This is a genomic window from Thalassospira lohafexi (genome assembly GCF_002844275.1).
Taxonomy (GTDB): Bacteria; Pseudomonadota; Alphaproteobacteria; order Rhodospirillales; family Thalassospiraceae; genus Thalassospira; species Thalassospira lohafexi.
Genome location: NZ_NXGX01000006.1, coordinates 198218 through 219750, shown reverse-complemented (window position 1 = coordinate 219750; position 21533 = coordinate 198218). Strand labels below are relative to the sequence as shown.

At 53.2% G+C, this 21533-nt stretch carries 16 protein-coding genes; 5 read left to right on the top strand and 11 right to left on the bottom strand.

Annotated elements, in window-relative coordinates; genetic code table 11:
* Positions 1 to 25: 25 nt before the first annotated feature.
* The 8 genes from COO92_RS15995 to COO92_RS15960 all read right to left on the bottom strand — a co-directional run bounded on the left by COO92_RS15995 (position 26) and on the right by COO92_RS15960 (position 10536).
* Positions 26 to 559, bottom strand: a complete 534-nt coding sequence (locus COO92_RS15995) for a methylated-DNA--[protein]-cysteine S-methyltransferase (RefSeq protein ID WP_240626471.1) — start codon at positions 557 to 559, stop codon at positions 26 to 28.
* Positions 559 to 2076 carry a DNA-3-methyladenine glycosylase 2 family protein gene (locus COO92_RS15990; protein ID WP_240626470.1) on the bottom strand — a complete coding sequence of 506 codons (1518 nt, stop codon included), beginning with the start codon at positions 2074 to 2076 and terminating at the stop codon, positions 559 to 561. The genes COO92_RS15995 and COO92_RS15990 overlap by 1 nt, the downstream gene beginning before the upstream one ends.
* Before the next feature lie 46 nt (positions 2077 to 2122).
* Complete coding sequence (locus COO92_RS15985) at positions 2123 to 2728, bottom strand: nucleoside deaminase (protein ID WP_101304006.1); 606 nt, start codon at positions 2726 to 2728, stop codon at positions 2123 to 2125.
* Positions 2729 to 2862: 134 nt separating this feature from the next.
* Entirely contained in the window at positions 2863 to 3117 is a 255-nt protein-coding gene (locus COO92_RS15980) for a hypothetical protein (protein WP_101303699.1), read from the bottom strand.
* A gap of 265 nt (positions 3118 to 3382) precedes the next feature.
* Positions 3383 to 4511, bottom strand: a protein-coding gene (gene prfB / locus COO92_RS15975) for a peptide chain release factor 2 (protein WP_101303697.1) whose coding sequence is annotated in 2 segments (ribosomal slippage) — positions 3383 to 4441 and positions 4443 to 4511 — 1128 coding nt in all. Because the reading frame shifts where the segments join, the coding sequence is not laid out codon by codon here.
* 171 nt (positions 4512 to 4682) lie between these two features.
* Complete coding sequence (locus COO92_RS15970) at positions 4683 to 6254, bottom strand: alkaline phosphatase D family protein (protein WP_101303695.1); 1572 nt, start codon at positions 6252 to 6254, stop codon at positions 4683 to 4685.
* A gap of 255 nt (positions 6255 to 6509) precedes the next feature.
* Positions 6510 to 8921 (bottom strand): penicillin-binding protein 1A, encoded by a 2412-nt coding sequence (locus tag COO92_RS15965; RefSeq protein ID WP_240626469.1) that lies wholly within the window; start codon positions 8919 to 8921, stop codon positions 6510 to 6512.
* A 319-nt stretch (positions 8922 to 9240) separates the two neighbouring features.
* Positions 9241 to 10536, bottom strand: a complete 1296-nt coding sequence (locus COO92_RS15960; RefSeq protein ID WP_101303691.1) for an N-acetylmuramoyl-L-alanine amidase — start codon at positions 10534 to 10536, stop codon at positions 9241 to 9243.
* Between the two features lie 691 nt (positions 10537 to 11227).
* On the opposite strand from COO92_RS15960, the gene COO92_RS15955 reads away from it, so the two are divergent.
* Together COO92_RS15955 and COO92_RS15950 are read left to right on the top strand one after the other, a co-directional pair.
* Positions 11228 to 14305 (top strand): Rne/Rng family ribonuclease, encoded by a 3078-nt coding sequence (locus COO92_RS15955; RefSeq protein ID WP_101303689.1) that lies wholly within the window; start codon positions 11228 to 11230, stop codon positions 14303 to 14305.
* A gap of 119 nt (positions 14306 to 14424) precedes the next feature.
* Positions 14425 to 14706, top strand: a complete 282-nt coding sequence (locus tag COO92_RS15950) for a hypothetical protein (protein WP_101303687.1) — start codon at positions 14425 to 14427, stop codon at positions 14704 to 14706.
* Positions 14707 to 14813: 107 nt separating this feature from the next.
* Here the strand turns inward: COO92_RS15950 and COO92_RS15945 are convergent, their stop codons facing one another.
* Positions 14814 to 15965, bottom strand: a complete 1152-nt coding sequence (locus COO92_RS15945) for a pyridoxal phosphate-dependent aminotransferase (protein WP_101303685.1) — start codon at positions 15963 to 15965, stop codon at positions 14814 to 14816.
* Between the two features lie 81 nt (positions 15966 to 16046).
* Positions 16047 to 17435, bottom strand: coding sequence for a gamma-glutamyltransferase (locus COO92_RS15940; protein ID WP_101303683.1), 1389 nt, complete (start codon positions 17433 to 17435; stop codon positions 16047 to 16049).
* On the opposite strand from COO92_RS15940, the gene COO92_RS15935 reads away from it, so the two are divergent.
* The 3 genes from COO92_RS15935 to COO92_RS15925 all read left to right on the top strand — a co-directional run bounded on the left by COO92_RS15935 (position 17422) and on the right by COO92_RS15925 (position 20337).
* On the top strand, positions 17422 to 18789 hold the full coding sequence (locus tag COO92_RS15935; RefSeq protein ID WP_022733484.1) for a M48 family metalloprotease: 1368 nt from the start codon (positions 17422 to 17424) through the stop codon (positions 18787 to 18789). The two genes, COO92_RS15940 and COO92_RS15935, sit on opposite strands and share 14 nt — an antisense overlap.
* Positions 18786 to 19499, top strand: a complete 714-nt coding sequence (locus COO92_RS15930; protein ID WP_240626468.1) for a hypothetical protein — start codon at positions 18786 to 18788, stop codon at positions 19497 to 19499. Before COO92_RS15935 ends, COO92_RS15930 begins: the two co-directional genes overlap by 4 nt.
* 76 nt (positions 19500 to 19575) lie before the next feature.
* Positions 19576 to 20337, top strand: a complete 762-nt coding sequence (locus COO92_RS15925; RefSeq protein WP_101303681.1) for a DsbA family protein — start codon at positions 19576 to 19578, stop codon at positions 20335 to 20337.
* 127 nt (positions 20338 to 20464) lie between these two features.
* Here the strand turns inward: COO92_RS15925 and thiS are convergent, their stop codons facing one another.
* Entirely contained in the window at positions 20465 to 21460 is a 996-nt protein-coding gene (gene thiS, locus COO92_RS15920) for a sulfur carrier protein ThiS (protein ID WP_101303679.1), read from the bottom strand.
* Between the last annotated feature and the right edge of the window lie 73 nt (positions 21461 to 21533).

Below are 21533 nucleotides of genomic sequence, written 5' to 3'. Positions count from 1 at the left end.
AGCCGTCTGGCTGCCCGTTTTGGCGTTAGGCTGCTTTTGCCAAAATGCTGGCTTCGTACTCTAGCAACCACTTCTTGCGCTCCAACCCACCGGCATAACCGGTCAGGGTGCCGTTTGAGCCAATCACCCGATGACACGGCACAATGATCGACACTGGATTCAACGCGTTCGCCCGCGCAACTGCCCGTACGGCCTTTGGGTTGCCGAGTTGATCGGCCAGCCCGGCATAGGATAAGCTTGTGGCAAACGGGATCGTGATCAGTGCATCCCACACGGATTTCTGAAAATCTGTACCGATCATATTGATATCGGCCATCGGCAAAGCTGAGCATTCACCATCAAAATACCCCTCCAGCCATCTGATGACGGATGCTGGAACGTTACCGTTTTCAGCCCATTCAAGATTTTTGAAACGGCGGTTCTGAATGGTTTTAAGTCGATCATCATTGCCGTCAAAATCCAGATGCACCAACTTACCCTCAACACTTGCAAGGCTCAGCATCCCAATCGGGCTGTCATGGCGTGCGACATTGATTTTGGTGGTCATGGTTGTTGTCATCATCCTTCTCCTTCAAGGGCGGACCAAAGATATTGCGCCGCATAGGCACGCCATGGCCGCCAGCGTTCCGAAAGTGTTTCGAGTGCCTTGGCTTTATCTGGCCCTCCGCCCATGGCGGATGCCTTTAAAATTCCAAGGTCGGCGGCAGGGAAGGCATCGGGATCGCCTAAACCCCGCAGGCCAAAATAATTCAGGGTCCATGGTCCGATCCCCTTGATCGCGGTCATTTCCGTGATCAAGGCATCGCCACTTTTCTGTTCGCAATCGGGGGCGGCAAACATATCAATGACATCCGACACGGTTTGTGCGCGCCGTCGGGTCAACCCAATGCCAATCAAGTCCAATCCCAACAGTGTTTCAGGCTGTGGAAACACGTGGGTAACGCCGGTATTCTCGGTCAAATCATCCGGCAACGCGTCGCCATATCCCTGTACCAATCGCCCGGCCAGCGTTCGGGCCGCAGCCACCGAAACCTGTTGCCCCAAGACAGCACGGATCGCCAATTCAAATTGATCCCAGCATCCGGGCACACGCAGTCCCGGACGTTTATCAATCAACGGGGCAAGCAACGGGTCATTGGCAAATTGTGCGGTGATGGACGGAACATCGGCATCAAGATCAAATAGACGTCGTACCCGGGACCCAATTTCAAGAACCGCCCCACGGGCAGGCCCGCGCAAGATCACCTCTACCCCGCTGTTATCATTTGGGAAACGACAAATCATCAGACCAATCAAACCGCCAATCCGAAAGCCCCGCACATACGTACGATCGCCAACCGATTCCAGACCGGGAATGGCGCGCGCGCGGAAAAACGCCAAAAGGTAATTGGCATCAAAAGGCTGCCGGGCGCGCAGGCGCAAAACCAAATCATCATCGCGACGCGCACACGGATCATCTTTTTTTATGCCCGCGAGTGGTGGCGACTTCATGCCCCGGCGAAACGCCGTTGGCGCCTGCCCATAGGCCTTTTTCATCGCATCATTAAACCGGCGCAAACTGCCAAACCCGGCAATGTCAGCGATATCTGTCATGGAAAGGTTGCTATCGACAATCAACTGACGGGCGCGGAGCAATCGACGCGCCTTGGCGTGATCTTGCGGGGTAACACCGGTATGTTCCTTGAAAATCCGGCGCAAATGCCTGTCCCCAACGCCCAACCGGTCTGCCAGACCGGCAATCGAGCCGGTTTCCAGCATGCCCTGATCAATCAAGCGCACCGCGCGCGCGACCGTGGCATGCACCCCGGCACTGGCGGGGCTGCCGGGGGCGGCTTCGGGGCGGCACCGCAAACACGGACGAAACCCATGGGCGATTGCAGATTCTGCACTGGGATAAAATTCGACATTCACCCGTTTTGGCGTCACGGCCGGGCAAATCGGGCGACAGAAAATCCCGGTGGTCAGAACGGCGGTATAAAACCGCCCGTCAAACCGACGGTCCCGGGTTTTGAGTGCTTGATAGCATATGTCATTGTTGAGCTGTTCCATGCCGCACAGTGTAGCAGAACGCGACAATAAAACTCGCCAGTTTCGGACTCAGACGTCAAACCGCCACCATGCTTTAGTTCAGCGGAATGTCGTTGTCCGATTTTGTGTCCTGATACTCTGTGGAAAGCTGATCATACTGATCGGAAATGGCCTGCGCACGCGCAAGGTATGCAGCTTGCTGATCTTTGGGCAGCTCGGCGATCATGCCCATCATAGAATGACTGTCCCAGAACGCGTTTGATTTATTGTATTCACCGTCTTTCAGGGTGAAGACTTCCTGCATGATTTTCAGATCATGGGGAATGGCGAACGCATCGCGGGAATCCTCATACGAGAAGAAATAATAGAAATTATCAAACCCAGCCCAGGTAATTGCCGACAGGCACATCGAACAAGGTTCGTGGGTTGACAGGAAGATAAGGTCTGAGGTTGCAGGTCGCTGATCGGCAGGCATTTCATAGAACCGCTTCAAACAATGGACTTCGCCATGCCACAGCGGGTTTTCCATTTCATTATTGGTTTCGGCAATCACTAGCGCATGGTCGGATTTACGCAAAATAGCGGCGCCAAAGACCTTGTTGCCCGCCGCAACGCCAGATCGTGTTTTGGGTAAAACATCGTTTTCCAGAACGGAAAACAGGGTATCAAGCAGTTCCGTTTGCAACGTTCCGTGTGACATGTTGGCGGCCCCTGATGGCATGGATTGAAATTTGATCCATTTCACCGCGTGTGGGCCGCCATGCCAACTTCTTTCTTGCGAACATTCTCGTGAAACAGCCTATTGCCCGATAGTATAATCGCGCAGCATGCACCTCAGGAACCGCGCAATATGCCATCGTTATCAGCAGTTTGGCGGTTTTCCGGTGCAACCGGAATGTAGAAGTCACGGTTCAACAATGTGGTAACGGCAATAAGGGTTGGCGATTTGGTATCGCGGACTTTTGTGATCTGGGCATGATCAACGGGCTTCATTTCACGGATTTTAACCACCACGAAGACCGGACCGTTGGGAGTTGCAAGTTTGAACTGGTCGCCGACTGCGACCGGGCCTAGGGACTGTTGGGCCATTTTGGACTTCACCTGAATGATAGACGTTTGCTCAGAGCTGTTCCTGCCAGGAACCAGTCATGATCTGGTCATTTGTTATTGCTTGGCAGGTGACGCTTAGCCACACCGTGGCAGGCATATCCGGCAATTGTGTGACAGAAATGGAATTTTTACGGGCAAAGCGCAGAATTATGCAGGTTAGCGCCTGGTAAACACGCCAAGCCTTTGAAATAGAACACCCCGCCAAAATCAGCGGGGTGTTCTAATTTCGATCACTTTGGTGCGATCAATCAATGTCTTCGATTTCGCCTGCTGATCCGGTGACTTTTGCCGCCAGGGCAGCCGCCATAAAGGCATCAAGATCACCGTTCAAAACACCCTGAGTATCGGATGTTTCGGTTCCTGTGCGCAGGTCTTTGATCATCTGATAAGGCTGCAGGACGTAGGATCGGATTTGATGGCCCCAACCGATGTCGGTTTTGTTGTCTTCAACGGCCTGTGCTTCGGCTTCGCGTTTTTTAAGTTCCGCCTCATACAGACGGGCTTTGAGCATCTTCATCGCCGTATCGCGGTTTTTATGCTGCGATCGGTCGTTCTGGCACTGGGCAACAATCCCGGTCGGGATATGGGTCATACGTACCGCAGAATCGGTCCGGTTGACGTGCTGACCACCGGCCCCGGATGCACGATAGGTATCAATGCGAAGATCCTTATCGAGAATTTCGATCTGAATATCGTCATCAATCACCGGATACACCCAGACCGATGAAAAGCTGGTATGGCGACGTGCCGAACTGTCATAAGGCGAAATACGCACCAGACGATGCACCCCGACTTCGTTCTTCAGCCAGCCATAGGCATTGTGACCGGAAACCTTATAGGTCACCGACTTGATACCGGCTTCCTCGCCATCGCTTTCTTCGAGCATCTCAAGCTTGTATTTTTTGGACTCTGCCCAACGATAATACATGCGTGCCATCATGCTTGCCCAATCCTGCGCCTCAGTACCACCGGCACCGGCATGGATTTCAAGATAAGCATCATTGCTGTCGGCTTCACCTGAAAGCAGGCTTTCAAGTTCACGCTGTGCGGCAATCTTGTGGATGGACCGCAGGCCGTCCTCGGCCTCGGCAACCGTATCGTCGTCGCCCTCGGCTTCGCCAAGTTCGATCAGTTCGATATTGTCATCAAGCTCTTGCGCGAGCTTTTTATAGCCGTTAATCGCATCGTCAAGCTGGGTACGTTCGCGCATGATTTTCTGCGCATTGCCCGCATCGTCCCAAAGGGTTGGGTCTTCGGCCAGTGCATTCAGTTCGTCCAGGCGCCTAAGTGCGTTATCCCAGTCAAAGATGCCTCCTCAGCAGTGCCATCGACTGCTTGATTTCATCGACCAATGCCTGTGCTTCAGCGCGCATTGATGTCTCCGTTATTCATATGAAATTCTGTTCAGCCATACATGACATATGGCTATGTAGGCGGCGGTTATAACAGTTTTTGTCTCAGTTGAAACCCCTGCAACCATGCAAAAACCCGGCACAGTGAATGTGCCGGGTTTCATTAACAAGACAAGGCCCGAAAACTAAGCGTCAGCTATAAACCGGATCGAGTGTCACGGTGTAAAGCTCTTCGTCGGCAACATCGCGCAACGACACCCGGAACTGTTCAGTGTCGGCATCAATGTCGACGAGACCAAAGAACTGCATTCCAAATGATGGCGGCAGGTTGATGCCTTGTTCTTTGCTGGGGTGCTTAGTGAATTTCACCTGTGGGCCGAATGTATTGTCCATGTCCTGGGGGCCGAATGTCCCGGCATGGAGCGGACCTGAAACAAATTCCCAGAACGGTTCGAAATCCTGAAACTGGGCCTTATTCGGGTCGTAGTAATGGGCTGCAGTGTAATGCACATCCGCCGTCAGCCAGACCGTATTGTTGATTTTGGCCGATTTGATAAAGCGCAGCAGTTCGACAATTTCAAGTTCGCGGCCCTTTGGTGCACCATCCCCATTTGCCAGATTTTCAAATGTGCTTTTGGACTTCCAGTCATCATACACAATCATGCCAATCGGCATATCTGCTGCGATGACCTTCCAAGTTGCCTTGGAATTGAGCAGGCTGCGTTTAAGCCATTCAATCTGTGTGCGGCCAAGGAAATCCGTACCATTGGTTGGAACCGGGCTATCATTAGCATCGTTCGGCCCGCGATAGGTCCGCATATCAAGGAAGAAAATTTCAAGAGACGGTCCATAGGACACCTTGCGATAAACACGGCCAGGTTCGGTATCAAACTCGGTAATCGGCAGCATTTCCCGGAAGGCCCGATTGGCACGCGATGCCAAAAGCGAAACCGACTTTTCGCTATAACGGTCATCACCGGTCAACATTTCACCTGGATACCAGTTATTGAGAACTTCGTGATCATCCCATTGATAATAAACCGGCATCATACGGTTGAATTCCAGAACGTTCTTATCAAGCATGTTGTATTTGTAGTTACCCCGAAACTCGTCAATCGTTTCTGCAACCTTGCCGGTGTGTTCGGTGGTGATATTTTTCCAAACGTCACCATCTGGCATTTTCGCCTGCTTTTCGAACGGCCCATCAGCATAAATCGTATCACCCGAATGGATAAAGAAATCGGGATTGTGCTTGGTTACGGTGGCATATGTTTTCATACCGCCGCGGTCCTCATCAATACCCCAGCCCTGCCCGGCGGTATCTCCAGACCAGCCGAACCGGATATTGCGTTTGGCTGCCGGGGCAGTTCTGAAATGACCGATAAGCGGTTCGGATGACGCGCGGCCATCGTCAAGGTTTTCAAAATGAATCTTGTAAAAGATGTCCTGTCCGGCAGGTAAATCCTGCAATGTCAATTTGCCCGCGAAATCACGCTGGGGCACGACATTCATATGCGGAATACGCACCGAGTTCTTGAACCCTTCGGTCGTTGCAATTTCGGTCACCATCTTTGATGCACGGTCAGCACGCCCCCAGATGCAGGCCGTGTTCGCGGTAACATCACCACTTTGTACGCCATGGGTAATCACAGGGCGATCCGCAGCACGCGAAATCGACGGCATGAAAAAACCGCCCATCGTCGATGCGGCACCAGCTGTTGCCGTGGTGGTGAGGAACTTGCGGCGGGAAAGACGAAAAGTCATTTTTAAACCTCTTCAAGGCGTGAACTGAAATCTTGAAGATCATGACAAAACTGCGTGACATGCCAGTGTCACACGGTTGATGATTTTATCAATGTTTGATGACGGTTGATGGGGTATTTTCGGCCCAAACGAACGTAAATTCTTTCAGACGAACACGCGCAAACACAGAAAAAGCCGGATGCTGCTCACATCCGGCTTTATTCATGTATTGAGTGTCATAAACATCAAATTTATGGCTCTCGCATTTCGGCGTGATCAGTAAATTCCGCCTGGTCCCGAAACGGCACCACTGCCGCCGTCTGATCCGTTGTTTCCGTCATAACCGCCATCAATGACATTATCATTTGAGGCCGGAATGGTGCCGGGCTTGAAGGCTTCCCAGATCACATCCTGAGCCCCCGGACCGGCCGGAAGCCCGGTACGGGAATCCACCCGGACCATACGGATACCCGGCGGGGTACGGAATGGAATGGCTTTGGTGCCTTCGAGTGCGCCGCGCATGAACTCTTTCCAGATCGGCGCTGCGGCACTTGCACCTTGTTCGCGATCACCAAGGGATCGGTTATCGTCAAAGCCGACATACACCCCAACCGCAAGGTCAGGCGCAAAACCGACAAACCATGCATCGCGGGAATCATTGGTTGTCCCGGTTTTACCGGCCAAAGGATATCCAAGTTCAGCAATCGTCCGGCCAGTACCGCTTTGAATCACGCCTTCCATGATGTGGACCATCTGGAACGCACTGGCCGGGTCGGTCAGCTGTTCACGGGTATCAGGCAAATCTGGCGGCATTTGATTGCGGAACGCAACATCCTGGCACTGCGCACAGTCACGTTCATCACGGCGATAAATCACGCTGCCGCGACGGTCCTGAATACGATCAATCAGAGTCGGGGTGATTTTCTTGCCCCCATTGACCAGTTCGGCATAGGCCGCGGTCAAACGCATCACTGTCGTTTCCGCCGCACCAAGCGCCATGGAAAGAACTTCTGGCAGTTTATCGACAATCCCGAAACGTTCGGCGTAATCGGCAACCACCGGCATGCCAATGGTCTGGGCCAAGCGTACGGTCATCAGGTTTCGCGATTTTTCAATCCCAAGGCGCATGGTCGAGGGGCCATAGAACTTGCCGCTGTAGTTGCCCGGCTTCCACTTTCCAAGCCCCGGCCCCTGATCAATCACGAACGGTGCATCAAGAACCAGTGTTGACGGGGTAAAGCCCTGATCAAGGGCCGCCAGATAGACAAACGGCTTAAACGCCGAGCCCGGCTGACGACGCGCCTGTGTTGCACGGTTAAATTTTGACAGGTCGTGCGAAAAGCCACCCGACATTGCCAAGACACGTCCGGTATGCGGATCCATCGCCACAAGCGCCCCGTTCACATTGGGAATCTGACGCAGACCATACGTGTTGGGGGGCAGCTGTTCGCCATCCAGTTCGGCAAAATGCTTCACATAGATCACATCGCCAGCATTGATCACATCGGATGGTTTATTGACCACCGGTCCCAATGTTTGACCTTTTTGCCACGGACGCGCCCATGTCAGGAATCGCTTCGGAATACGGCCCTGCTCGCCGGTCATAAGGCCAAGAATTGCCTCATCAGCATCCGTCGACAAGACAACAGCCCGGTCCCACGGGATATCGGCAGGGACTTCGACTTCACGCAGTTTTTGTTGCCAGTCATCGGCAAGCTCAATTGTCGTGATCGGACCGCGCCAGCCATGACGGCGGTCATAATCCACCAATCCTTCAAGCAGGGCTTTGTCAGCAATTGTCTGCATGCGCGGATCAACGGTTGATCGAACGGAAAGTCCGCCGTCATAGAGCATCCCCTCACCGTAGCGATCCACCAGTTGGCGACGTACTTCCTCGGCAAAGAAATCAGCCTGATAGATATCGACCGACTCACGTGTTTTGCCAATCAGCGGGGCCGCCCATGCAGCCTGTGCTTCGGCTTCGGTGATGTATTTTTCTTCAAGCATCCGGCCAATGACCCAATTACGACGCGCCTTGGCTTCGTCGTGGTTGCGGACCGGATGATAATTTGAGGGAGCCTTTGGCAGTGCCGCCAGATAGGCAGCTTCTTCGATGTTCACCTCATCAAGCGATTTATCGAAATAGCGAAGGGCCGCTGCGGCAACACCGTAACTGCCACTGCCAAGGTAAATCTCGTTGAGATACAGCTCAAGAATATGCTGCTTGGAAAAGGCGCGTTCGATACGGAATGACAGGATGGCTTCCTTGATTTTCCGTTCGTAGGAAACTTCGTTGGTCAAAAGGAAGTTTTTTGCGACCTGCTGGGTGATTGTCGACGCCCCAACCGGACGACGCCCGGTGCCAAGGTTGACGACATTGGTCACAGCAGCGCGCAGTACCGATGCAAAATCAATTCCCGGATGTGACCAGAAATTCTTATCTTCGGCGGCAACAAAGGCGTCCGTGACTTTGTGCGGGATGGCGGTGATTGGCACAAACACGCGTTTTTCGCGGGCATATTCCGCAATCAAGGCACCATCGGCCGCATGGACACGCGTCATGACCTGGGGTTCATAATCTTCAAGCTGTGTGTAGTCAGGCAAATCCTGACCAAAATGCCAAAAGATCGCCATAACACCGGCGCCACCCGCGACAGCCATCAAAAACAGAAAGCCGAAGATAATCATTAATATTCGCATTTATGCAGGTCTTTTTCGTTTTGTTGGCCGGATCGGAAAGATCGCGCATCATCATGCACAATCCCCCCAAATGCAATCATCCCAAAGGAACACGCCGCTGTTGAGGCATATCCCCCTCACTTAAGATGACTATAGCGGTTTAAAAGTGACGAGGTTGTGACAGCTCGCACTGTCATTGCTTTTTCCATCGACATTGCTTTTTCAACTGGCCCGATCCCATCATTACGATATTGGGCTTTTGCGTGTGTGAAAAAGCCCCGTGCAGGCATAATTTTGAATTTTCACGCGGACCGGAAAGGCCGCTGCCTTAGAATTTGTGGGTATCGAAATAAATATCGATGGCCCGCATGACAGCCTCGGCAACTTTTTTACGGTGGGCGGGACTTTGCAGAAGCTTGGCATCCTGCGCGTTTGAAAGATACCCCATCTCAAACAGTGCCGAGGGAATATCAGGTGCCTTAAGCACCGCAAACCCGGCAAAACGGTGCGTTCTGCGCTGCAATTCGATGCTTTTCGCCAACTGGCTGACCATATTGGCTGCAAGGGTTGCCGACAGGTTCATGGTTTCGCGCTGGGCAAGATCAATGAGGATACTTTGTACCAACGTATTTTCGTCTGACAAATCAAGACCGGCAATCACGTCTGCCTTGTTTTCCTTGGATGCCAGTGCGGCGGCTTCTTTATCCGACGCGTTTTCAGACAAGGTATAAACAGACGCGCCGCGGTGTTTCGGATTGGCGATAGAATCGGCATGCAACGAGATGAAAAGGTCTGCACCGTTTTTACGTGCAATTTCGACACGCTGACGTAATTTCAGGAAAACGTCCTTATCGCGGGTCAAAAGAACGCGATACCGGCCCGATGCGGTCAGGGTATCGGCCAATTGCCGGGCCGCCGCAAGGGTCAGGTTTTTCTCGTAAACACCATCAACCCCGATGGCACCGGGATCAACACCGCCATGACCGGCATCGATTGCAATCAACGGCTTATTATCCCCCGGACGTCCCGATTTGACGGCCACATCAGCACTTTGTTCGGTTGCACTGGTGTCATTCCGGCTGCGTGCGGAATAGGCGACCATGCTTTCACGCGACGCCTCCATAAAGGCTTCGCGCTTGGCCGGGGTTAAATCGACGACAAGCCGGTTCGGTTTATCCGCCGATGCCGGAAGTGAGAAAATCTTTGATACCAGCGATGGCTCGGCAACATCCAAAACGACACGGAACGTACCGGGCTTAAACAAGCCATAACGCAAGCCGGAAATAAGTCCTCCGCCCGAGGTTACATTACCCGGAGGCGCGCTCCAGTCGATTTCGGGCATATCGATAATGATGCGATACGGATCGGGCAGAAGGAAATATGTAAAATCAACATTCCGATCCAGATCGATCACAAAACGGGTGTAATCCGGATACACGCCAAGGCGCGCACCAAGGACTTTGGCACTGTCGGCCAGTGCCGTTCCCATGGCAAAGTGAAGGGAAAACAGAAATAAAAACAGCAACGTAACCGCCTGCCCGGTTTTGCGAGCAGCGTTACCGACGCGACCGGACCATTTTCCATTTTGTGCATTGCAATGCACGTTTGCCGCTGGTGATGCCATTTACCCTGCTGTGCCCATTTTCACGATTGGAGCCATTGATAAGCGCTTATAGCAACGCGTTGGTTAACGGGCAATTGACCAAAGGCTGACTTTAGGGTCTGAATCCAATTGAATGCTTGAAATGGGTTCAGCCCCTAATCACAAGGATGATCACCCTTTCGAGAACAAAGGCATTTTAATGCCCCGGTTAAAAACATTGCGTTTTCATAGATTTGCCCGACATTGGCCGTGCGCGGCGAAATAGAGCGGAAAACTTCCTGATTTTTGAACAAGACACCAAAAACACGACAAAAGATGTAACAAAACTGTTTGTCGCAGACGCATAAACCAGATATGTTGCAAACGAGATTCCTAATGCTTTGTGGTAAGACACTAAAAATCCACCAAGTTGAGGACGCGACTAGAGCAGTTCTTACGGTCGGTGTCTCGGTGACGCGGCAATTCCCGCTCCCGATAGAGCCCTCCTAAAAAAGGCTGTCTTGGCGCGCTCGAAAATACGCAACCAAGTTTTTTTTTCAACACCAAGACCAGGTCCAAACCGGAAGAGCAGCCGACACGCGATGAACCAGAGACATACAGGACATATCGCGGACTCAATGTACGGCGCCTCCGGTCACGCCGGTTTGTTTGCATATCAGCACAACTACGCTTTAGGCATTGAACTGGCGGGGCCTCCAGGAACAGGTTCCGAATGGTTAAACGCATGCTCATCGATGCAACGCACGCGGAAGAAAGCCGCGTCGTTGTTATTAACGGAAATCGCTTAGAAGAATACGACGTCGAAACTTCGACGAAAAAACAAATCAAGGGAAACATCTATCTCGCGAAAGTGACGCGAGTAGAACCGTCATTGCAGGCGGCGTTTGTCGACTATGGCGGAAACCGCCATGGTTTCCTTGCTTTTAGCGAAATCCATTCCGATTATTATCAAATCCCGGTTGCTGACCGCGAAGCCTTGACGCAAAGCCATACGCGCAACGTCAAGGATGCTGAGATTGTCGAAGACAATGTCAGCGACGGTGAAGACAGCCCGAAAAAAGAAAAGAAACCGACGCGTTCGCGTTCGCGCCGCAAACCGCGTGCGAAGGACAAGGACGAGACGGTTGAAGCCGCAGATGGGGATGCTTCGCCAGTCGAAGCAACCGCAACTGCGGACGCAACAACATCCCCTGACAGCAAAAACGATGCGACCACGGGCTCGGACGAAGAAGACGCCAAACCGCGTCGTCGCCGGACGCGCAACCGTCGCAAGAAATCCGATGAAGTAGATGCTTCAACGGCCGATGCAGATGCAAAAGACGCCTCAGCTTCTGAGGATAACACGTCAGATGCAAACACCGGTTCTGATGATGATGACACCCCGACGGGTGGCAATGCCGCGATGTCAGCAGAAGTCGCTGAACTGACTGTCGACATTGATGCCGATGGCAGTGATGGCGACACGGTTTCTGAAATCAACGCGAAATCAGACGAAGAAGACATCGAAGACCTTGGTGGTGACGATGCCGACGAATTTGTCGAATCGCACAGCCGTCAGCTTCAGAAACGTTACAAGATTCAGGAAGTTATCAAACGCCGCCAGATCCTTCTGGTACAGGTTGTTAAGGAAGAACGCGGCAACAAGGGTGCTGCACTTTCGACCTTCCTGTCGCTTGCAGGTCGCTATTGCGTTCTTATGCCCAACACCCCGCGTGGTGGCGGCATTTCACGCAAGATCACCAATGCGCAGGATCGTAAGCGTCTGAAATCCATTCTTGCCGAGCTGGAAATTCCGGACGGCATGGCTGTAATCGTTCGTACCGCAGGTGCCGAACGGACCAAAGCCGAGATCAAACGCGATTTTGATTATCTGATGCGTCTGTGGGATCGTATTCGCGAAACCACCCTTCAAAGTCAGGCACCTTGCCTGATTTATGAAGAAGCCGATCTGATCAAACGCTCCATCCGTGACCTTTATGCACGTGATGTTGATGAAGTTCTGGTTGAAGGTGACGAAGGTTACCGGATCGCCAAAGACTTCATGAAAATGTTGATGCCTTCACATGCCAAGCGTGTGCAGCCTTATAAAGATCAGGGCGTTCCGCTGTTCCACCGTTTCCAGGTGGAAAGCCAGCTTGATGCGATGCTCAATCCGGTCGTTCAGCTTAAATCGGGTGGTTATATCGTTATCAACCCGACCGAGGCCTTGGTCGCGATTGACGTTAACTCCGGCCGCTCGACCCGTGAACGCAACATCGAAGAAACTGCTTACAAGACCAACCTTGAAGCCGCAGAAGAACTGGCACGCCAGCTGCGTCTGCGCGATCTGGCCGGTTTGATCGTTGTCGATTTCATCGACATGGAAGATCACCGCAATCAGGGTGCGGTTGAACGCAAGATCAAAGAAGCCATGCGCAATGACCGTGCACGTCTTCAGATCGGTCGTATCAGCCCGTTTGGTCTGCTTGAAATGTCGCGTCAGCGTCTACGTCCGTCGCTGGTTGAAAGCGCATTTGAAGTTTGCACCCATTGCCGTGGTGTTGGCCTTGTTCGTTCAATCGAAAGTGCAGCCCTTCATTTGCTGCGCGTGCTCGAAGAAGAAGGCATGCGCCGCCGGTCAGGTTCCCTGACCGTTCATGTTGCAAGTGAAGTCGCCCTTTATATCCTGAACCGTAAACGTGAAGCGCTCGCCGAGATCGAACAGCGTTACGGTTTCACGGTGATGATCTTTGGCGATGACAGCCTCATTTCTCCGGATCACCGGATCGAACGCTCACGTGCGAAAAAAGGCGATGAGCTCGAAGATGTTCCTGCCGTCCTCAATACCGACAGTGTTTCACTCACCGCGATTGAAAACCCGGTCGATACTGACGATGACGACGAGGAAGAAGAAGAAGCTCCGTCGGCCAAAAACACCGCGCAGGATGACGAAGAACAGGGCGGCAAACGTCGCCGTCGCCGTCGTCGCCGTCGTGGTCGTAATGATGACCGTGATGATCGCAATGATCAGCAGCAGGAAGCGTCAGACGCCGAAGCAGGCAATGACGATAATGCCGATCAGAACAGCGACAACGAAGATGACGACGACGAAGAAAGCCAGCGCAAACGTCGCCGTCGCGGCAAACGTGGTGGTCGTCGCCGTTCGCGTCGTCAGGACTTTGAAGCCAAAAGCACACGGTCGCCAAATGATGATCCGGCCCTGACGGCAGCACGCCGTAACCGTGATCACGAAGCACCGGACGGTGCCGAAGAAAGCACGGTGATTGACGCTGAAAGCGAAGGTCAGGATGCCGACAGCTTTGATCAGGAAGGTGTTCGTGAAGGCCGTTCACGCAGTACAACTGCACCGGCCCCAGCGCGCCCGCGTCGTGATCGCAATGACAACCGTCGTAACCGTCGTGATCGCAATGATCGTCCCCGTGGCAAAGACAGCAACAACGACGGCGGCAATGATCGCGGTGATGTGAAAAACATCCCGATCCAGAGCGGCCCGGCCCCTGAAGCAGATACAAACAGCAAACCTGACGCCACCGCAGCAGCCCCTGCTGCTGCACCGGCGGAAGTAGCCGCGCCTAAGGCAGCCACACCGGCACCAAAGCCAGAGGAAAAGGTCGCACCGAAAGCCGAGAAACCGGCAGAAAAGGCACCTGAACCTAAGGCCGAGGCAAAACCGGAACCGGTTGCTGCTGAAAAACCGTCAACGGCATCAGAACCAGCTCCGGCTGCTGAACCGGCAAAAGATAAAAAATCCGAACCGAAGAAACGCGGTTGGTGGAGCCTTGGTCGCTAAGATCCAATAGATAAACAAAAAAGACCGCTGAAATTCAGCGGTCTTTTTTTTATGTCTGAGAAACTGTAGTTTTTGATAGTTATATTAAGATACCGACCGCCACATTGGACGATACATCAATGGAAAAGAAACAGTTTCATCCAAAGATGACACACCGGAAGTGGTTTAAACTTATCGGCTTACTTTGCCTGATTGATGTGCTTTTCGCTATTGGCGTTTATGGCTGGGTTGCAAGCAGCACACAGGGAACCAGCACTCTCAAGCTTCTCCAGATTCCGATTACTATTCTGGTATTGGCGACACTCGCATCAGTCTTTCTTTGGATAGCTTCGATACTGCACAGCGTCATTTACGCTTTTTTTGCGCGCCGTAGCATTCATAGTGCGACGGATCGAATATGAGAAACGCCTTTGACCCTTTATCTGATCAAAGAGATAATCGATAAAGCAGATATAGAGGGCCTAGAAAACCGCTATAATTGAGAAGGCAGTTTCTGAACCCAACCTCGTCAACGTTTCCAGCTCTGCAATGCCTTAACCGCCCCGATCATGGTTGCTTCGCTGTGCGCGAAGGAAAACCGCACATAGCCCTTGCCGCGCATCCGATCAAAATCGGTTCCGGGCGTGGTTGCGACGCCGGTTTCATCAAGCATCCGTTTGCAGAATGCTTCACTGTCGTTGGTCAGTTCGCGCACATCGGCATAGAGATAAAATGCGCCGTCCGCCGGGGCGAATTTGGTGACCCCGGCCTTCGGCAGACCATCAAGCAGGATTTCACGGTTGCGCGCATAGGCCGCGATGTTGGCCTGAAGTTCGTCTTCGCAATCAAAGGCCGCAACAGCGGCAATTTGCGATAGTGCCGGGGCAGAAATAAACAGATTTTGCTGCAAGCATTCCACCGCACGCATCAAATCAGGCGGAACAATAGCCCAGCCAAGACGCCAGCCGGTCATCGAGAAATATTTCGAGAAACTGTTGATGATGATCGCATCATCGCCGAACTCAAGGGCTGTGCAATCCTTGACGTCACCAAAGGAAATCCCCTGATAGATCTCGTCACTGATCAGGCGAATGCCATTTTCCCGGCAATAGGTTGCCAGTTCCCGGTATGTTTCAACATCAATCATACTGCCCGCGGGGTTTGACGGGCTGGCAACGATCAAACCGTCAATCGGGTCCTCAAGGTCGCGCAACATTGAAACCGTCGGCTGATAATGGGTTTCTGGTCCGGCAAGAAGATTGACCGTCTCAATCCCAAGCGCACTTAGAATGTTGTGATAGGCCGGATACCCCGGTGCGGCCATCGCCACTCGATCCCCGGCATCAAAGGCCGCCAGAAACGCCAACACAAAGATCGAGGACGAACCACTGGCAACACAGACCCTTGCCGGATCAACCGATACATCAAACTTGGATTTGTAATGCCCCGCAATGGCTTCGCGTAGGGGATCAATGCCCATGGCATTGGTATAGCCAATCAGATCAGCCTCAAGCGCCTTGGCCGCGGCTTCGCGCACTTTGCGCGGTGCAGGCGTTCCCGGCTGACCGACTTCAAGATGAAAGACAGCCTTGCCGTCATTTTCGCGCGCATTGGCCGCGCGCATCACGTCCATAACGATGAAGGGTGAAATTGCACCGCGAAGCGACTGTTTCAATGCCATGTGTGGGTCCTGCATTATCGTGAAAAGCAACAGGGCAAGAACGATGCCCTGCCCTGTGATCTCAAACCTGTATGTATCGGTTTATCGGGTTCCGGCCATGCCGCCGCCTGCCGGATCGGCAATGAAGCGGCAACTTTCCGGATGAGGTGGCGTTCCTTCAAGACAGCGAATGACATTGACCGACGCTTTCCCGTCTGTACTCATCGCAATCCCTGACGCAGCCCCTGAACCAATCAAATCTTCGGCCATGGTCGCAATCTGTTTGGTCGCACCTGCCGGTGTGCCGGTGCCTGCAATACCGTAATAATATTCCCAAACATACGGGTTCACCATCAAGGCTGGTCCGATCAAAGGCGTCGCAGCATGGGCAACATCCCCGGCAGCAAGGCCAAGCCCGAAGGCCTCAGCCCCCAGTCCGGCACCAAACGGTTTGTTCATCGTGGTGACACAGGCGACCGCATTGGCCGCACGGTCCACAACAACAAAGCCACTGCGCCCTGACGCGGCCTGTGCGCTATTGTCACCTGCGGTAATATCAGCAAGGTAACGATTTAAGATGTCCCCAAGTTCTTCGCCCTGACTGATCACCGACGGACCACTATCGGAGCGCGGCGGATAGGCAAGATAAAGGGTTTCATTGCCAACCTTGACCTCGGTCGCGGTTTTCCATTCCGGGCGGTAATTGCGCAAATCATCCGCCGTCAGCGTCCCACCGGCTTCCTGAACAGCATCGGCAACACGCGCACCAAGGGCACTGTTATAAAACTCGCCCGGCCCCTGAACCCGCAAGGATGTCAGGAGGGCCGCAAGGTTAACTGATCGAATGCGATCGCCTACCTGCAATACCTTGCCATTGGGCATAAGGCTGTTACGCAGCATCGGGCTTGCGTAGACCTGATCCTGGTTGGCTTCAATATCATTGACCAGCGACCGCGACACCGGCACGCCAAGACGGGCATATTGTTCCGCGGTACTAAGCAACGAGCGCCATTCAAGACGACCATAACGCGCACTTAGGGCATAAAGCCCGCGCGGCACAGCTGGAATGGTCGTTGCAATCTGATCAGATGACGTCCGGGTGCCCGGGCGCGGCCAGAAATCAAGAACTTCGACTTTTTTCGATACGCGATCATGGATAACACACACACCGCCACCACCGATCCCGGCAACCGATGGCTTGGTGACTGTCATCGTCGCATAAAGGGCTACAGCAGCATCCGCAGCCGAGCCGCCGGCAGAAAGAACATCACGTGCATTGCGTACAGCGCGCGGTTCATCAGCAACCACGCCCCCAAGATAACCGCTTACTGCCCCGATTTGACCAATATTTTCAGGTTCATTAGAACTGCAAGCCGCCATACCAGCAGTCATTGCGATTGCGACCGCTATCCGCCATGATGGCTTGCGCGTCGGACGCGACCCGACATCAGATGAACGAAAATATGGAACGCACATTTTGCTCAGACGCATTGTAACTCTCACTGCCATTTTCCTTGTTGCCCTGCCTAGCATGGTTTTCGCACAGGGTCGTTCTTTTATCCGCGATACCGAGATCGAGGAAACCTTACGTATGTATGCCACGCCGATTTTTCAGGCGGCGGGGCTCGATGCGAATGGTGTGTCTGTTTACATCGTTTCCGACAACAGCCTGAACGCATTTGTTGCAGGCGGCCAAAAGCTTTTTATCAATACTGGGCTGTTGTTAAAAGCAGATACTCCAGAACAGGTTATGGGCGTCATGGCGCACGAAACCGGACACATTGCCGGTGGGCACCTTTCGCGCATTCATGATCAGCTGCGTAATGCGTCTGCAATCTCCATTCTTTCGACCTTGGCCGGTGTTGCAGCGGGTGTTGCCGCCGGGCGTTCCGATGTTGGTACCGCGGCAATTCTTGGCGGCCAAAATGTTGCTCAGCGTAACTTTCTGGCCTATTCGCGGACACAGGAAAGCAGCGCAGATCAGGCGGGCGTTAAATTCCTGACAGATGTTGGCATTTCATCGCGCGGAATGCTGGACTTCATGAAAAAGCTTGAAGGTCAGGAACTTCTCAGCACCGCCAGTCAGGACCCGTATCTGCGCAGTCACCCTTTGACCACAGAACGTGTTGATTTTTTGGCAAACTTTGTGGCCAACTCCGACCTTAAGGACAAAAAAGTCAGCCCGGAGCTGTATGAACGCCATGCCCGCATGCGCGCCAAACTTTATGCCTTTACCAATCACATCCAGAATACGTTACGTACCTATCCCGAAACCGATACCAGCATCGCAGCACGCTATGCGCGCGCCATTGCCTATTATCGCGATTCGCAGCTTGATCCCGCCCTTGAAATCATCAAGGGCCTGATCGCTGATGAACCTGAAAATCCCTATTTTGAAGAACTTGAAGGTCAGGTCCTGCTTGAATTCGGGCGTGCCGCAGATGCCGTGCCGCCGTTGCAAAAATCAGTAGATCTTTCTGGTGGCGCGCCGCTTATTCGTTTGCTTTTGGCCCATGCGATGATTGAAACCGGTGATCCGGCAATGCTCGAACCGGCAAAAGCCAATCTGATCGGGGTTCTATCACGTGAACGTGGCAACTCATCTGCGTGGCGGTTCCGTGCCATCGTCGAAAGCCGCCTTGGCAATGAAGGCGAAGCATCGCTTTCACAGGCCGAATACAGCCTTCTTTCCGGCGACCGGCAGGCCGCGAGCTATCACGCGGTTCAGGCAGAACGGAAATTGGAAAAAGGGACTGCCACATGGTTGCGGTCCCAAGATATTCTTCAGGCCACCGATCCAGACGGGCAAGACAAAAAGAACGCAGAGAAAGACGCACCGAAGTGACCGGTTGCCTTCGCAACCACCCACAACTTGATGCATGGACGTCAGCACTGATTACAGCTTACCGTCGTTTTTGCCTGTTTAGCCTTCTTGTGGCTGCGGGTTTGCATTTATCTGCGTGCACATTGCCCGGGTCCGGGGTCGATGTCGGCGGCGATTTAAAGTTGCTTTATGCGCCTTTTTCGCTCTCGAACCCGCCAAAATACTGGCAATACAATCATCAGACTAATGCTTCTACGCCAAGTCAGTCACCGTCGGCGGCCCTTGAATGGCAGGACAAGGATGGCAAAATCGCACTGGCTGCACGCCCGGCGGCAGGCCCGTTTGAGTTGGGGCGTCGCACCAACATTCTTGTGCTCGCATCGCCTTATTTGTCGTTTGACTGGCAACAAAACAGCACCGCACAGGTCGGTGATGTTGAACTTGTTCTGGGATTTCGCCTGCAAGATCAAGGCGACTGGGCCGAGAATGACCTTGGCACGGGCAAACCACCAACCGATCACACCGTCCGTATCCCGGTTGGGAACAGTCAGGTGACCTATGGCCAATGGCAACGCGAATATTTCGACCTTGCGGGCGTTTATCGCCGGTATTGGCCAGATGCACCGGGTGACGAGGTTCGGTTGGTCTGGATCGGCGTCGCGTCAGGCAAGGATAAGTTGGCTGCTGTGACCAGCGTAACATACCTAACGCAGATTTTACTTTCCCGTTAGCCACTCGATCCCGTATCACAGAGCAATGATATTTTCCGTCGGGTAAAATACTGCCCAATGACAATAAGGACGTCCTATGAATTCTCAGATCGTTAAACGCCTTCTTGGTGGTGCTGGTATTGCCGCAGTCATGCTGTTTGCTGTTCCGGCTGCACAGGCAGATGACCAATTCAGCCCGGCGCAGAAAACCGAAATCGACGCGATGATCGAGGAATATCTGATTAAGAATCCGGATGTTCTTTTGCGTGCGATCCAGAATGTTCAGAGTTGGCAGGCTGCTGAACAGTCCCGTCAGCAATCCGAAGCCATCATCCCGGTCTGGGATGCACTGGTCGCGGATGCCTCGGTTCCATCCATTGGCCCCGCCGATGCGCCCGTCACCGTGATTGAGTTTTTTGATTACCATTGCGGCTATTGCAAACGTGCGCTTGATGGCGTGATGGAGATTGTCGAAAATTCCGATGGTAAGGTCCGGACCATTTTCGTCGAACTTCCCATTCTGCGCGAAGAAAGTGCAACGGCCGCACGTGCCGCCTTGGCTGCGGCCAAGCAAGGCAAATACATGGAAGTCCATCAGGCCTTCATGACCAATCGTGGTTTGCTTGACGAAGACCGTATCAATGATCTGGCGGCGGCTGCCGGTGTCGATGTTGATCAGATGCGCGCAGATATGCAATCGCCGGAAATCAATGGCATGCTGGCGCAATATTCCGCCATGGCACAGACTGTCGGGATCAGTGGCACCCCGGCCTTTATCATCAATGGCACCATGGTCTCGGGTGCGGATATGGAACGGGTCGACGCGCTGGTACAGGCGGGTCTTGAAAAGGCATCTTGATCGCGGATCAGACGCTGACTGACTACATTTGCAGTCAAGCCGTTTCGTATACCCAACAAACAACAAAAGGCCGTTTCGTTCATGAAACGGCCTTTTGTTTGCGCGGATTACCGTCGAGCAAGCGTACTCAGATGATCCCGGCCAATGGCGATGACGGATCAGCATATTGTTTCTTTGGCATCCGTCCAGCCAGGAACGATTCACGTCCGGCAATGATCGCATGCTTCATCGCACGCGCCATACGAATTGGGTCCTTGGCACCAGCAATGGCTGTGTTCATCAAAACCCCGTCACAGCCAAGCTCCATCGCAAAGGCCGCATCCGACGCCGTCCCGACCCCGGCATCAACCAGAACCGGAACACTGGCATTTTGCTTGATCAGGGCGATGTTCACCGGATTAAGAATGCCCATACCCGACCCGATCAAAGAGCCAAGCGGCATAATCGCACAGCATCCCATGTCTTCGAGCATCTTGGCCTGTATAGGATCGTCGCTACAATACACCATGACATCGAAGCCATCCTTGATCAGCGATTCGGCCGCCTTGAGTGTTTCGGGCATGTTCGGATAAAGCGTTGCCTGATCGCCCAGAACCTCAAGCTTCACCAGATTCCACCCCCCCGCTTCGCGTGCCAGACGCAACGTCCGCACGGCATCATCGGCGGTGAAGCAGCCTGCGGTATTGGGCAAATATGTGTATTTCTTGGGATCAACGTAGTCGACCAGCATCGGCTGGTTCGGGTCGGTCAGATTAACGCGGCGCACAGCGACCGTGACAATTTCCGCACCCGATTGCTCAATCGCGATACGGGTTTCATCGAAATCCTTGTATTTCCCGGTGCCAACCAGCAAACGCGACGAGAATTTTTTACCCGCGACAACAAACCCGGCGTCATCGGCTGCGGCCAAATCAGCTTCCTGCGAGCCGCCGCCAATGAAATGAACGATTTCGAATTTATCGCCATCACTCAGCGGGGTCTCGCCATAAGCTGTCTTGGGTACGATTTCCAGATTGCGTTCGACAGCAACCTTGGTCGAGGCAATGCCAAGTTCGCCGAGCAGTTCTGCAACATTACCGGCATTTTCGATATTGCGGTCTTCACCGTTGATGGTCAGGCGCATCTTTTTCGTTCAATCCCTGTAGTATCAAAATATTCACGATTGCCGCGCAGTATGCGCAGCAGTCGGGTCTGAG

Bases quoted from the DNA above. Each gene is read 5' to 3' on its own strand.
- COO92_RS15995 (WP_240626471.1), bottom strand. From the start codon at position 559: ATGACAACAACCATGACCACCAAAATCAATGTCGCACGCCATGACAGC.
- COO92_RS15985 (WP_101304006.1), bottom strand. From the start codon at position 2,728: ATGTCACACGGAACGTTGCAAACGGAACTGCTTGATACCCTGTTTTCC.
- COO92_RS15980 (WP_101303699.1), bottom strand. From the start codon at position 3,117: ATGGCCCAACAGTCCCTAGGCCCGGTCGCAGTCGGCGACCAGTTCAAA.
- COO92_RS15970 (WP_101303695.1), bottom strand. From the start codon at position 6,254: ATGACTTTTCGTCTTTCCCGCCGCAAGTTCCTCACCACCACGGCAACA.
- COO92_RS15965 (WP_240626469.1), bottom strand. From the start codon at position 8,921: ATGATTATCTTCGGCTTTCTGTTTTTGATGGCTGTCGCGGGTGGCGCC.
- COO92_RS15960 (WP_101303691.1), bottom strand. From the start codon at position 10,536: ATGGCATCACCAGCGGCAAACGTGCATTGCAATGCACAAAATGGAAAA.
- COO92_RS15955 (WP_101303689.1), top strand. From the start codon at position 11,228: ATGGTTAAACGCATGCTCATCGATGCAACGCACGCGGAAGAAAGCCGC.
- COO92_RS15950 (WP_101303687.1), top strand. From the start codon at position 14,425: ATGGAAAAGAAACAGTTTCATCCAAAGATGACACACCGGAAGTGGTTT.
- COO92_RS15945 (WP_101303685.1), bottom strand. From the start codon at position 15,965: ATGGCATTGAAACAGTCGCTTCGCGGTGCAATTTCACCCTTCATCGTT.
- COO92_RS15940 (WP_101303683.1), bottom strand. From the start codon at position 17,435: ATGCGTCTGAGCAAAATGTGCGTTCCATATTTTCGTTCATCTGATGTC.
- COO92_RS15925 (WP_101303681.1), top strand. From the start codon at position 19,576: ATGAATTCTCAGATCGTTAAACGCCTTCTTGGTGGTGCTGGTATTGCC.
- thiS (WP_101303679.1), bottom strand. From the start codon at position 21,460: ATGCGCCTGACCATCAACGGTGAAGACCGCAATATCGAAAATGCCGGT.